We start from the raw sequence: 12,488 nt of genomic DNA on the forward strand, positions 1-12,488 counted from the left end.
CCCACCCAGCGGACAGATCCCGGCTGAGGCAGTACTTCACCAGTTCCGCAGCGAACACAACGCGCCCTTGGAGCCGGCGGCACGGTGGACGACGGTGCCGTCGACGGCCAGTTCACAGCGCAGGGTGGAGGCCTCCTGCGGAGCCAGCCCAGCTGTGGTGACGGTGACCATCGCCCACCGCATGGGGTCGGCGAGCGTGGTTTCGCGGATCCAGGGCTTGCCCGGCTCCAGGGTGAGATCGTCTTTCGGGCTGAACTCGTACGGGTTGTGGCTGTAATCGGCCCACGTCGGCGGATCGACGTCGCGGTAATAGATCCCGACGGCCGTCGGCTGCTCGGCGGTCACCGTGTAGGTCACGCGATGCAGCATCGGCCCGTCGTCCGCATGGGCCGATGGCGCGCACGCCAGGCCGGTGCCGAGGACTGCGGCAAGCAGCGCGCCGACCGCGCGGCCCGACTCAGAGGTCACCACGAAGCCACCTGCTCGTGCCATCGCTTGTCACGCAACTGAGAAACAGCCCGTCGGGCGCCTGCGCGACAGAATTCTCGAAGCCGGTACATGGTGTGTTCTCCTCGCGGATGCCCTTCAAAGGCGGTGACCGGAAGTAGCGCGGCTCGTAGCGGCGCGGTGACCCGCAGAAGACCAGGCGGCCCCACGATGTGGTGCCGAAGACGTAGTACGTCGTATCGGAGCACGGGGCGCCGAGAACGACGCCGCCGGTGATCCCGGGTACGCACGAGGGTTCACTACAGCCGACAGGTTCTGAGTTCGCCGGCGCGGGCGCGATCATTGCCGCCACGACGAACAGCCCTGCCATCGCTGCTACCGGTATCCGCACGGACGACACTGTGGCACGGCTGAATCCGGATTCCGGGATATGGCCCACTAGGTGGGACATTCTCCGTCAATGCGCGGCAGAAGTTGCACAGTGAGCACTTGCCACGGCGACCATCCGTGGCCCGTGTCCAGAGGAGCAGGTCATGCGGATGTCAACGGCATTCATCGGCGCAGGGGTACTCATCACCGCCGCGGTAGGCGCCACGAGCAGTCCCGTCGCCACCGCATCTCCGAGTTGGGGCCTCAACGGCACCTACATCGCCACGTCGAACGGCGAGTGGGCCAAGACGAACGACATCTTCCACGACGAGGCCAGTATCCGTGGCACCTGGACGATCTCGACGACGTGCAGCTACCCGAGTGAGTGCACCGGCACGGTCGACACCGACTGGGGCTGGAGCGCACCCATCTACAAGAAGAGCGGCGTCTGGTACGTCAAGAAGACCGTGGACAACTGGCAGCCCTGCGGCGACGGGACCGCCGGCCCGGGACTGCAGGTGTACCGGTTCTTCCCATCCAACAAGGACGCCACCGCAACCGATCCGTCGTCGACGACGCTGTTGGGTGAGGATTCGACGACCGGTGTCAGTGGATCGTGTGGCAGCAGCAGAGTCGTCTTCATCACGATGCCGTTCAAACTCGTGAAAGCCTCTTGACCGGACCGCTTTTCAGCGGCCCGGCCAGGTGGGGCAGCCAGATCAGGTAGTGAACAGGTTCTTCCACGTCCGGTCGCCCGACGGCGGCACCAGGTCGGTCTGCCGGTACACCTTTCCGTCCGGAGTGGCGTACCGACCCGTCCGCGGGTCGTAAGTCGCCACCGCCACCGAGGGCCCACCAGATACGTTGGGAGCGAATGCACTCGGGGCTACAGTGGGCGCTCCGCCATCGCTCGGCGGCACCTCTTCCGGCGGAGCCTCAGCCGGAGCCTCCGCGGGAGCCGGCGCCTGCGCCGGCGGCGGCGGCGGCGTTCCTTCTACCGGGCCGTGGATGAATGCATCCCGTTCCGCTCGGGAATCCGGCGCGATTCCCTGCGCGAGCAGACTGGGGTCGATCGGGTACGGACCGAGGGCGTGCTGGCGCATCGCCAGCGGCTCGTAAGGTTGGTCACTGTTGCAGATTTCTACCGTGGGCGCCCTCTTGCCCGGCTTGCCCATGCACGGGTAGTTGCGCGCCCCGCGGACACCGATCGGGGAATCCTGCGGCAGCTTGCAATACAACCCGTCGGGCGTGTCGATATCGCTGGTGTCCTCCGGCGACCTCCAAGCGGACGGCGGCAGAAATCCGACGGTGCACGCCGGCGGGTCGCCCATCGTAAGGGTGAAGTCGCCCAAGGACATTCCGGTCGGGTTGTTCTTCGGCGCACCGTATGACTGCGTTGCCGCGATGGACGGCGGCAGCAATACCAGCAGCTGCTCCAGCGAGGGGTGGTAGGTCACCCCGACCTGTCCCAGGCTGGTGAGGTTGGCCAGCAACAGCGGCAGGGTCGGCTTGACCTGATTGAACAAGCGCGAGGCCTCGTCGGCGGTGCCGGGCCCGTCTTTGAGCAGGGTACGGACATGCTGATCGTCCTCGGTGACCTGTTTCGTTATTCCGGCCATACTGCGGGCCCAGGTGCGAATCGCATCGACCGATTCGGCCTGCCCGTCGAGCAGCGGTGCTCCGTCTTCGATCAGCGCACGGGTCTGGTCAGATGCGGCGTTCGCTTCCGCGATCAGTCTCGACGACGAATCCAGCATTGCCCCCATGTCGGTTCCGGTGCCGTTGAATGCCTTGAAGGTTTCGTCGAGCAGCGGGCTGATCTTGTCTTTCGGGATGCTGCCCATCAAAGCGCTGACCTGATCCAGCATCGGCCCCACGGCCTGCGGGATCGACGTGTCGGACACCGGGATCACCGATCCGTCATGCAGGTACGGCCCAGAATCGGTGCGAGGCTGTAAGTCGACGTACTGCTCGCCCACTGCCGAAACACTGAGCACCGCGGCGTGCAGGTCCGCGGGCACCTTCGGTGAAGTGTTCAGCGACAGTGTGGCTTGGGCCCCCTCACGAGTGGGCCGCACCTCGGTGACCTTGCCCATCTGCACGCCGCGATAGGTGACGTTCGAGAACTGGTACAGCCCACCGGTTCCGGACAGTTGCAGGGTCACCGTCATCCGGCCGATGCCCAACAGTGTCGGGGCCTGCAGGTAGACGACGCCCATCAGGGCCATGCCGATCACCGACGCCACCGCGAAGATGGCCAGCTGGATTCGGACAAAACGGGTGAGCATCAGTTGCCACCTTCGTTGGGTGCTGCGGGGTCTGTCGGTGTCCCCTCCTGTGGGGCGGAGTCGACCAGTGGCGGCATCGTGGCCACCGCTGCCGGAGGCGGCGGAGTCAACGGCATGCCCAGCGGGTCTTTGGTGTAGTTGGCGAACCACGGGTCACCCGGCGCCGGCGTCAGAGGCAACCCCTCCTGCCCCCATCGGGTGCCCAGGAACAATCCTCGCTTCAGGCGCGGGACGGTGAAGTCGAAGGTGATGAACTGGTTGAGGTAGTCGCCGCGGATCGCCCGGTCGATGAAGTTCTGCGGGTAGGGATATCCCGGAGCGTATGCCAGCACCGTGCCGAGGTTCGGCCCGACGTCGGCGAGTGCCCGCACCGTCGGTTCGAGGTTGCGCAGGTTGGTCAGCAGGTCGTCGCGGGTGGCGTGGACGAGTTGGGTTGCGGTGTCGCTGAACTGACCGAACTTCTGCAATGCCGTGGTGATGCGGGGACGTTCCTTGACCAGGATGTCCAGCGCGGGAGGGATCCGTTGCAACGCGGTGGTGATGACCTCCTGCTGACCGGAAAGAGTGCCGGCAAGGCGGTTCAGGGCCGTGATGGAGGCGTTGATGTCGTCACGCTGGTTGGCGAACATGCCGACGATGTCGTCGAGCCGGGTGAGCAGGTCGCGGATCTTGTCTTCGCGGCCATTGAGCGCGGCGTTGAATTCCGTGACCAGGTCACCGATCCGGCCCAGACCGCCACCGTTGACGAGTACCGACAGCGACGACAAGGTCTGTTCGGTCGACGGGTATGTCGACGTCTGATTGAGCTCGAGCGTGGCCCCCGGGGCCAGTCGTCCCGACGGGGTCTGCCCGAGCGGAGGGTCGAGCGCCACGTGCATGGAACCCAGCAGGCTCGTCTGTCCCACGGTGGCGACCGCATTGGCGGGGACCACGACGTCGGGCTTGACGGATACCTCGACATCCGCGTGCCAGCCCTTCACCACCATGCGGGCTACGCTGCCGACAATGACGTCACCGATCATCACCGGTGAATTCGCTTCCAAGGTACCGATGTTGGCGAGTTCGACGTGATAGGTCGTCGCGTCGGCCCCGCGCCCGACGGTGCCGGGCAGCGGCAGTGAGTTCAACCCGTGGAATGCACAGCCGGTCAGGGTCGCCGCCGAGCAGGCGGCTACCGCAACAAAGCGGGTCAGTGACCGCCGAGGGATCATGGGGTGCCTCCTGGTGCCGGCGGTGCGGGGTTGGGTGCGGCTTCGGCAGGAAGCAGCATGTCCTGCAATGTCTTCGGTGACTGGTCCGTCGCTGCGGCCGGTACGCCTGCGGGGACCGGCGCTCCGGGGTACAACGCGGGCGCGGGATTCGCCGGGAAACCGTTCGGCGCGTAGGCACCTGAAGGCCCCGGGGGTGCACCCCATCCGGCCGGAGGCGCGACGTCGCCGGCACCGGTGAACGCCGACACCGCCGGCGGCTGATCCGCGTAGGGCTGGGGGCGGCCACCTGCTCCGCCCGGTGCCAGGTTGGGGTCGGTGTACACCAGGTTCTCCGGGCTCGGCGCCTTCCGCAGATAGGCGTTGAACGGCATCGGCATGTAGTTGAAGTTGATCAACGACAGGGCGGGCCCTAGGTACTGCGCACACAGTTTGGACGATTCGGCGGCCGTGGCGTTCTTCACCGCCGCGATCGCCGAACACACCACCGATACCGGATCGGAGAAGTTCGAAAGTGCGAACGCACCAACGGCGGTGCCGCTGTCCGGGTTGTAGATGTTGTAGCCGTTGGCGATGGCGTTCGGTGCGACATGCAGCAGGTTCTCAAGCTTGATCTTGTTGTCCACCAGGTTCTGTGTGACGTTGTTCAACCGCTGCAACTGCTCGGCGGTCTGGTCCCGGCTGCCCGCGACGAACCGGCGAACGTTGCCGACGGCATCCGCCAGATTCGTCAGGGCACCGTCCAGATCGGACCGGCTGTCATCGATCACGCTGGTGACGCTGGCCAGTTTCCCTTGGAACTCCACGATCTGGGCGTTGCTGTCGCGCAGCGCGGTCACGAAGACCTGCAGGTTCTTGATGATGCTCACAACGTCGCCGCTGCCCCGCCCCAGAATCTGTGCCACACCGGACAACTGGCTGATCGCCTCGTGCAGCTTCTCACCGTTGCCGTCCATGGCTGCGGCAGCACTGTCGACGAATCGGCTCAGCGATGTGCCCGAAGCCCCGTTGATCGGTCCCAGATCGCTTGCCAACCGCATCAACTGGTCCTTGACCTGGTCCCACTCGACGGGCACCGCGGTCCGTTCGACCCCGATCTGCGCACCGTCGTCCATCGTCGGCCCGACATCTTCATAGGCCGGGGCCAGTTGAACGTACCGGGCCGCGACGAGATTCTGTGCCATCAGGATTGCCTTGGCGTCGGCCGGGATCTTCACGCCGTGATCGACGGCAAGGGTGATCCGAGCCTGCCCGCCGACCGGTTCGATGCTCTTGATGGACCCGACCTTGACCCCCGCGACGCGAACCTCGTCGCCGGGATAGATCGCGGTGGCCGAGGTGAAGTACGCGGTGATGGTGGTGGGCTTGAAGGCCGTCTGCCGCACGATGATCACCGCGCCGGCCAGGGCAAGTGCAGCAAGCAGCACCAGCACGGCGCGGCTGATCCTTTTCCGGTTGCGGGCGATCATCGACTTCCTCCGGGAATGCCGTTGTGGGGCCAGGGGAACTCCGCGCGCGGTCCGGCATTGTCCGGTGGTTGGCCGGCGTTGACGCCGCGCCGGAATCCGAACGCGTAGTCGAGGAAGGGCTGAAGTGTCTGCGCCGGCAGGAGGTTGCCGACAAAGGCGTTGTAGTACCAGCCGTTGTTCACCGACTCGCCCTGGGTTACTTGGTATTTGGCGAGACCCGACATCGCTTCGGCGATGTTGTCGCGGTTCTTCTCCAACATCGCGGTGACCGAGTTGAGCTGCTTGAGGGTAGGGGCCAGCTCTTCTTCGTTGTCATGGACGAGCCCGGTGAGCTGCTGGGAGAGCGCCGAGGTGTTGGCCAGCAGGTTGACGATCGCGTACCGGCGCTGGTCCAGCACCCCGGTCAGCGCGTTCGCGTCCAGTAGCAGCGTATTGACCTGATCGCTGCGCTTCGACAGGATGCCGGTCACCTCGGCGGCGCTATTGAGCAGGTCGGACAGGGACTCGTTACGGCTGTTCAGTGTTTCCGACAACCGGGACAGGCCCTCGAACGTCGGCCCCAGCTGCGGCGCAATGCGATCGATGGTGTCCGACAAGGTATCCAGTGACTGAGTGAGTGCCGCCGTGTCGGTGCCTGCCGTGTTGTTCGTGAAGTCACCCACGGCGTTGGTCAGCGAGTAGGGCGACGCCGTCCTGGTGACGGGGATCGTGTCCGAGGCGCGCATCGTCCCGGCTCCGGCGGGTTCCAGGGTGAGCATGCGCGCACCGAGCATCGTCCCGGTGCGGATGTGGGCGGTGGTGTCGGAGCCCAGGCGCACCTTGCTGTCCAGCGTGAAGGTCACCAGCGCCTTGCCGTGGCTCAGGCTGACATCGGTGACCAGGCCCTTCGTGACGCCGGAGATCTTGACGTCGTTACCGGTGGTGAGCCCACCCGCCTCGGCGAACAGCGCGTGGTATTTGACCGATGTGGCCCACGACCACAATGCCTGCGGCTGCAGTCCGACCGCGATGATCATCGCGATCAGCACGATGCCGATGAGTCCGCTCCGGATGAGGTGCGATCCACGGTATTTGAGCATCAGGGCTCCCCACAGCGTCCGGTGTTCTGCATGATCCACGGGAAGTACGCGGTGCGCCCTTGCAGGTCGGTGACCCTGACGTTCATGCCGCACAGGTACTGGTTGATGAAGCTGCCGTAGGCCCCCAACCGGACGAGCTTGCGGTAGTTCCCGGGTGCCTTCTGCAACGCGAGGTCGATCCGCGCCATGTCGTCTTCGTTCGAGAGCAACGGTGCCAGGCGGGTTAGTTGATCCACGGTGCCGGACAGGGGCGGCCGGGCCTGCGTCATCAGGTCGGTCAGCGACGCCGTGCCGTTGTCGAGGGCGGTGATGGCCTCGCCTATGGGATCGCCTTCCTGCGCCAAACCGGTGACGAGCTGTTGCAGTTGGGCGACGGCGCCGGAGAACTTGTCGCCGTCCTTGGCCACCGTTGCCACGGTGGCCTTCAGATTGTCGATCAGCTGTTGGACCGTCTGCCCGTTGTCGGCAAGCGCCTGGGTGAACGAAGTGGTGTGGGACAGCAGCGATTCCACTGTGCCGCTCTGTCCCTGCAGAATCTGGATCAGTGAGTTGGTCAAGGCGTTGACGTTCTGGGCGTTGAGACCTTGGATCACCGGCTTGAGCCCACCGAGCAGCAGGTCGAGATCCAGCGCCGGCTCAGTGCGGTCGAGCGGGATCTGGGAGCCGGCCGGCAGGATCTTGGTAGATCCTGGGCCGTCGAGCAGTTCGAGGTAACGGTTGCCGACCAGATCCAGATAGCGCACCGCGATCTTGGTGCCGGTGGTCATCACAACTTCCCGGTCGGAATCGAAGTGGACCAGCACCGTGTTGTCAGGCTGCAGCGCAACATCATTGACGGTGCCGACGCGGATTCCGGCCACCCGCACCGAGTCGCCGGCTTTCAGGCTGGACGCATCGGCGAACACGGCCGAGTAGCCGTTGGTCGCCCCGGTGCGGTACTGACCCATGATGGCGAACAGGGCTCCGGTCAGGAGCAACATCGTCACTCCGAACACGCCGAACTTGACGGCGGTGCCGCGGCTGCGCGTCATCCCGGTTGTCCTATCTGGGTGGTGTTGCGTGGTGGCCCGTCAAGCGGGCCGTACAGCGCTTGCTTGAGCGCGTCGGAGTTCAACAGGATCCCCTGATTTCCGTACTGCGCCGGGTCGGCGTCGATATCGGTCACGATGAACGGCGGCCGCTTCTCGAATCCGACCTCGGGCAGGCCCTGGCACTGCGGGCCGCCGGTGGCGGCGACCTTCGGCAGGTTGCCCGGGTAGCGATAACGCTCGGTGCCCAGCAGGAACGAGTCCAGCAGCATGACGCCGGGTAGCGGCTGCGGCGGCCCCATCGCCAGTGGCTCCATGCCTTTCAGCGCGCAGTTGAGTGCCGCGTTGTACTGATTGGTCAAATTGGTGGTCGGCGCCAGCAGCCGCATGGAATCGGTGATGGCGGCGCTGTTGCTGCCCACCACGTCAGTGCCGACATCAGCCAGTCCGATCGCGCTGACGAGCAACGCATCCAGATCGTTTCGGTGCTCGACGAGCGTGTCGCTGAGCTTGGTCGCGTTGCGCACGGTGTCCATGAGTTCTGGTCCGGCATCGGCGTATGCGTTGAACACCTGTGGTGCCACGGCCATCTCGTGGCTCATCGTCGGAAGACTGGGGGCGATCTTCGCCAGCAGGGCCTCCAGATCGACCAAGGTCTGTCCCATCTTGTCACCGCGGCCGTCGATCGCCTGAGCCATCGCTCCCAAGGTCTCGTTCAGCTTTTCCGGCTGAATCTGTGCCAGCACCGACACCAGTTGCTCGAACACCGTGTTGATCTCGACGGTGGTGTGCCTCGCATCGAGCACCTGGCCCGCGTACATCGATGCCGACGACGGTTCCGCCGGCGGGATGAGTTGGACGAATTTGGCACCGAACACCGTGCTGGATGCGATCTCGAGGCCGGTGTTCTCCGGAATCAGCTGCAGGTCATCAGGATTCATCGCGAGGTGCAGAGCCGCCTGCCCGTCCGGCAGCGTCTCGATTGCGACGACCTTGCCGACTTGCGCACCGTGCAGTTTGACCTTGGCCTCCGGGTTCATCACCAGACCGGCCCGCGGCGAGAGGACGGTCACCGCAGCGGTGGGTGCCACCCCACCGCGGAACAGCACGATGGCGCCGGTGATGATCGCGGCGATCACCACCACCGTGGTCAATCCCGTCAGAAGACGTTTAGCGTCGTGTGACATCAGATGCCTTCTCTAGCCGGAGAGGTTGAAGTTGCCGTTGGAGCCGTAGACGGCCAGCGAGATCAGCAGCGTGATCGAGACGACGACGATCAGGGACGTCCGGACCGCATTGCCGACGGCGACGCCGACCCCGGCCGGGCCGCCGGTGGCGAAGAAGCCGAAGTAGGTGTGCACGAGCAGAATCGCCAATGCCATCAGCAGCGCCTGCAGGAACGACCAGAGCAGGTCGATCGGATTGAGGAACGTGCTGAAGTAGTGCCCGTACAGGCCACCGGACTGCCCGAGCAGCACGACCGTAGTGAACTGACTGGCCACGAACGACAGGATCACCGCGATCGAGTACAGCGGGGTGATGGCAATCATCCCGGCCACGATCCGGCTGGACACGAGATACTCGACGGGCCGGATCGCCATCGATTCCAGCGCGTCGATCTCCTCGTTGATGCGCATCGCCCCGAGCTGGGCGGTGACGCCGGCACCGAACGTGGCTGCCAGACCGATGCCGGCCACGATGGGCGCCGAGATCCGGACGTTGATGAAGGCGGCCAGGAAGCCCGTAAGTGCTTCGATGCCGATGTTGCCCAGCGAGCTGTAGCCCTGGATGGCCAGCACGCCGCCGGTGGCCAGGGTCAAAAACCCCACGATCACCACCGTGCCGCCGATCATGGCCAAGGTTCCCGCGCCCATTGAGATCTCGGCGATCAGGCGGACCACTTCTTTGCGGTAGTGCACCGCAGCGTGCGGCATGCCTGCCAGTGCCCGGCCGTAGAACAGCACATGGTCACCGATGCCGCTCAACGTGGCTCCGGGCCGTCGCGCGGCCCGGGACAGCCGCGGATAGACCGATTGAAGTACGGCCGATGCCCCCGTCATCGCGTCGTCATCTGAATGCCGATGGCGGTGACCACCACGTTGACCACGAACAACGCCATGAAGGCGTACACCACAGTTTCGTTGACAGCGTTACCCACCGCTTTGGCACCGCCACCGGAGACGGTCAGCCCGCGGTAGCAGGCCACCAATCCGGCGATGAGCCCGAACAATGCCGCCTTGACGCAAGAGATGACGACCTCCGGGATACCGGTGAGCAGGGTGATACCCGCCGCGAACGCACCGGGGTTGACGTCCTGGACGAACACCGAAAACAGGTATCCGCCAAGGATTCCGATGATGACCACCACGCTGTTGAGCAGCAGCGCCACCAGGCCCGAGGCCAGCATCCGGGGAGTGACCAGCCGCTGGATCGGATTGATGCCCAGCACCTCCATGGCGTCGATCTCTTCCCGGACGGTGCGCGAACCGAGGTCGGCGCACATCGCGGTGGCGCCTGCGCCGGCCACGATCAGCACCGTCACCATCGGCCCGACCTGGGTAACCGCGCCGAAGGCCGCACCCGCGCCCGACAGGTCGGCCGCACCGAGTTCACGCAGCAGGATGTTCAAGGTGAAGCTCACCAGCACGGTGAACGGGATCGCCACCAACAGCGTCGGCGCCATCGAAACCCTTGCCACGAACCAGGATTGGTCTAGGAACTCGCGCCATTGGAAGGGGCTGCGCACCACGAATCTGGCGGCATCCACCGACATGGCGAACAACCCACCCACCCCCTCGAGTGGGCCGGCGAGTTGTCGCTGCAACATCCCGATTCTCCGTTCTTTGCCTGAATCACATCCGTGGGTTGGTATGACCCGGACCACACGCTTCGACCGGGAACGATCACAGTTCGCCAGCAGCCGCGCCACCACGTGTCCCACCCACCGGGAATCTGCCTTCGAGGCCGTCAAAACCCGCCGCTGACCCGGTCAGCGGAACATGCCGTTGCCACACCCCACACCCCCGTGTGAGGCTGTGTGCGACAAGTCAGCCACAGGAAAGAAAACGCCGTGTCGAATTCTGTTTCGGTCACCGACGGAGCCGGTACCACGGACACTCTCCGTGAAATCCAGACCCCCGCAGGCGCTTTGCGCTACTACGATGTCGGCCGCGGCCCTACCGTGCTGTTCCTGCACGGATCGGGCCCGGGGGTCACGGGCTGGCGCAATTTCCGCGGCGTGCTGCCGACGTTCTCTCAACAATTCCGGTGTCTGGTGCTGGAGTTCCCCGGCTTCGGCGTCTCGGATGACTGGGGCGGGCACCCCATGGTCACCGCTCAGGGCGCGGTGACCCCTTTCCTCGATGCGCTGGGTGTCGACCGGGTGGACATCGTCGGCAACTCCATGGGCGGAGGCGTCGGCATCAACACGGCGATCAACGCACCCGAACGGGTGGGTCGTCTCGTGACGATCGGCGGAATCGGTACCACCATCTTCTCTCCCGGCCCCAGCGAAGGGATCCGCCTGCTTCAGGAGTTCACCGAGGACCCTACCCGGCAACGCCTGATCGACTGGCTCAATTCCATGGTCTATGACCGGGCATTGGTCACCGAGGAATTGATCGAGGAGCGTTGGGCCCTGGCGACCGACCCGGAGACGTTGGCTGCCGCACGCCGCATGTACGGAAAAGCGGCGTTCGCCGCCATGATGGCGTCAATGGCTGCATCGGATCTGCCCATGCCATGGGCACGAATGCACAAGGTTTCTGCGCCAACGCTTTTGACGTGGGGTCGCGATGACCGGGTGAGCCCACTGGACATGTCGCTGATTCCGATGCGCACCATTCCCAACGCCGAGCTTCACGTGTTCCCCAACTGCGGGCACTGGGCCATGATCGAGGCGAAGGCCGCCTTCGAATCCGTGGTCACCGGCTTCCTGACCAGGGACTAACGGCTACGGCCCGATCGCTGCAGGCCGGACAACACCATGCCGATTCCCGACCGGTGCGCAGCCACCAACTCATCGAGTTCGTGCAGTTCTTTGGCGTCCGTCCACCAGATGTAGGCATTGCCACTGACGTGGATGATGAGCCTGCTCGGTAGCGCTCGGGCGAACTCGTCGTCCCCGAGTTCGAAATGGCGCGCCAGGAACTCGGTGATGGAGTCGGCCAGGGTGGCACTCCAGTCCAGCCATCGCAGGCGATACTGCGGAGTCTCGGCGACCAGCGCCATCAGTTTCCGTCCGATCTCAACGGACTCGCGGTGCTGGACGTCGGCTGTCCTGCGCTGCCGGACTTCCGCGGTGAACATATCGACGAGAACCTCGACCGGATCGGAATCCGCTGCAGCAGAGGTCAACAGGCTACGCATGTGGTTCTCGCTGCGCCGGAACAGTGGACCCAGGACGTCTTCCTTGACGGGGAAGTGACGGTAGAAGGTTCGCGTCGCGATGCCGACTTCGGCGCAGATGCGCTCGACCGTCGCGGTGGTGTCGCCGTCGGCGATGAAGATATCGCGCGCCGTCCGGGCGATGTCCAGTCGCAATGCCTCTGCGCGACGCTCTGTGAGCGTCGGCCCGCTACCCCTGGCCATCTTTACTTCG

General features: G+C 65.0%; 13 protein-coding genes. 2 read left to right on the forward strand and 11 right to left on the reverse strand.

What is annotated here, in order from left to right:
• Positions 1-36: 36 nt before the first annotated feature.
• Positions 37-492: an Rv2576c family protein gene (locus K6L26_RS27570; protein ID WP_109749027.1), complete on the reverse strand. Its 456-nt coding sequence runs from the start codon at positions 490-492 to the stop codon at positions 37-39.
• On the reverse strand, positions 458-838 hold the full coding sequence (locus K6L26_RS27575) for a hypothetical protein (RefSeq protein ID WP_076111975.1): 381 nt from the start codon (positions 836-838) through the stop codon (positions 458-460). The genes K6L26_RS27570 and K6L26_RS27575 overlap by 35 nt, the downstream gene beginning before the upstream one ends.
• A gap of 142 nt (positions 839-980) precedes the next feature.
• Here K6L26_RS27575 and K6L26_RS27580 point away from each other — a divergent pair, with 142 nt between their 5' ends.
• Complete coding sequence (locus tag K6L26_RS27580) at positions 981-1,493, forward strand: Rv2253/PknI dimerization domain-containing protein (RefSeq protein WP_064895880.1); 513 nt, start codon at positions 981-983, stop codon at positions 1,491-1,493.
• A 42-nt stretch (positions 1,494-1,535) separates the two neighbouring features.
• On the opposite strand, the gene K6L26_RS27585 is transcribed toward K6L26_RS27580, so the two are convergent.
• The 8 genes from K6L26_RS27585 to K6L26_RS27620 are packed head-to-tail and all read right to left on the reverse strand — an operon-like array spanning position 1,536 to position 10,715.
• A complete protein-coding gene (locus tag K6L26_RS27585; protein ID WP_064895882.1) occupies positions 1,536-3,104 on the reverse strand; it encodes an MCE family protein in 1,569 nt (522 codons plus the stop codon).
• The gene (locus K6L26_RS27590) at positions 3,104-4,315 is read right to left on the reverse strand and encodes an MCE family protein (RefSeq protein WP_064895884.1); all 1,212 of its coding nucleotides are present in this window, start codon (positions 4,313-4,315) and stop codon (positions 3,104-3,106) included. Before K6L26_RS27590 ends, K6L26_RS27585 begins: the two co-directional genes overlap by 1 nt.
• A complete protein-coding gene (locus K6L26_RS27595; RefSeq protein ID WP_064895886.1) occupies positions 4,312-5,781 on the reverse strand; it encodes an MCE family protein in 1,470 nt (489 codons plus the stop codon). The genes K6L26_RS27590 and K6L26_RS27595 overlap by 4 nt, the downstream gene beginning before the upstream one ends.
• The gene (locus K6L26_RS27600) at positions 5,778-6,860 is read right to left on the reverse strand and encodes an MCE family protein (RefSeq protein ID WP_221852188.1); all 1,083 of its coding nucleotides are present in this window, start codon (positions 6,858-6,860) and stop codon (positions 5,778-5,780) included. The genes K6L26_RS27595 and K6L26_RS27600 overlap by 4 nt, the downstream gene beginning before the upstream one ends.
• Positions 6,860-7,891 carry an MCE family protein gene (locus K6L26_RS27605; protein WP_064895888.1) on the reverse strand — a complete coding sequence of 344 codons (1,032 nt, stop codon included), beginning with the start codon at positions 7,889-7,891 and terminating at the stop codon, positions 6,860-6,862. Before K6L26_RS27605 ends, K6L26_RS27600 begins: the two co-directional genes overlap by 1 nt.
• On the reverse strand, positions 7,888-9,075 hold the full coding sequence (locus K6L26_RS27610; protein ID WP_221852190.1) for an MCE family protein: 1,188 nt from the start codon (positions 9,073-9,075) through the stop codon (positions 7,888-7,890). Before K6L26_RS27610 ends, K6L26_RS27605 begins: the two co-directional genes overlap by 4 nt.
• 12 nt (positions 9,076-9,087) lie before the next feature.
• Positions 9,088-9,948 carry an MlaE family ABC transporter permease gene (locus tag K6L26_RS27615; protein ID WP_048896140.1) on the reverse strand — a complete coding sequence of 287 codons (861 nt, stop codon included), beginning with the start codon at positions 9,946-9,948 and terminating at the stop codon, positions 9,088-9,090.
• Positions 9,945-10,715 (reverse strand): MlaE family ABC transporter permease, encoded by a 771-nt coding sequence (locus K6L26_RS27620; RefSeq protein ID WP_048896139.1) that lies wholly within the window; start codon positions 10,713-10,715, stop codon positions 9,945-9,947. The genes K6L26_RS27615 and K6L26_RS27620 overlap by 4 nt, the downstream gene beginning before the upstream one ends.
• A 243-nt stretch (positions 10,716-10,958) precedes the next feature.
• Between K6L26_RS27620 and K6L26_RS27625 the strand changes: the two genes are divergently transcribed.
• Complete coding sequence (locus K6L26_RS27625) at positions 10,959-11,837, forward strand: alpha/beta fold hydrolase (protein ID WP_064895892.1); 879 nt, start codon at positions 10,959-10,961, stop codon at positions 11,835-11,837.
• Here the strand turns inward: K6L26_RS27625 and K6L26_RS27630 are convergent.
• Positions 11,834-12,478 carry a TetR/AcrR family transcriptional regulator gene (locus K6L26_RS27630; protein WP_043371061.1) on the reverse strand — a complete coding sequence of 215 codons (645 nt, stop codon included), beginning with the start codon at positions 12,476-12,478 and terminating at the stop codon, positions 11,834-11,836. The two genes, K6L26_RS27625 and K6L26_RS27630, sit on opposite strands and share 4 nt — an antisense overlap.
• Positions 12,479-12,488: the final 10 nt, after the last annotated feature.

The sequence above is a fragment of the Mycobacterium farcinogenes genome, from assembly GCF_019739075.1.
Lineage (GTDB): Bacteria > Actinomycetota > Actinomycetes > Mycobacteriales > Mycobacteriaceae > Mycobacterium > Mycobacterium senegalense.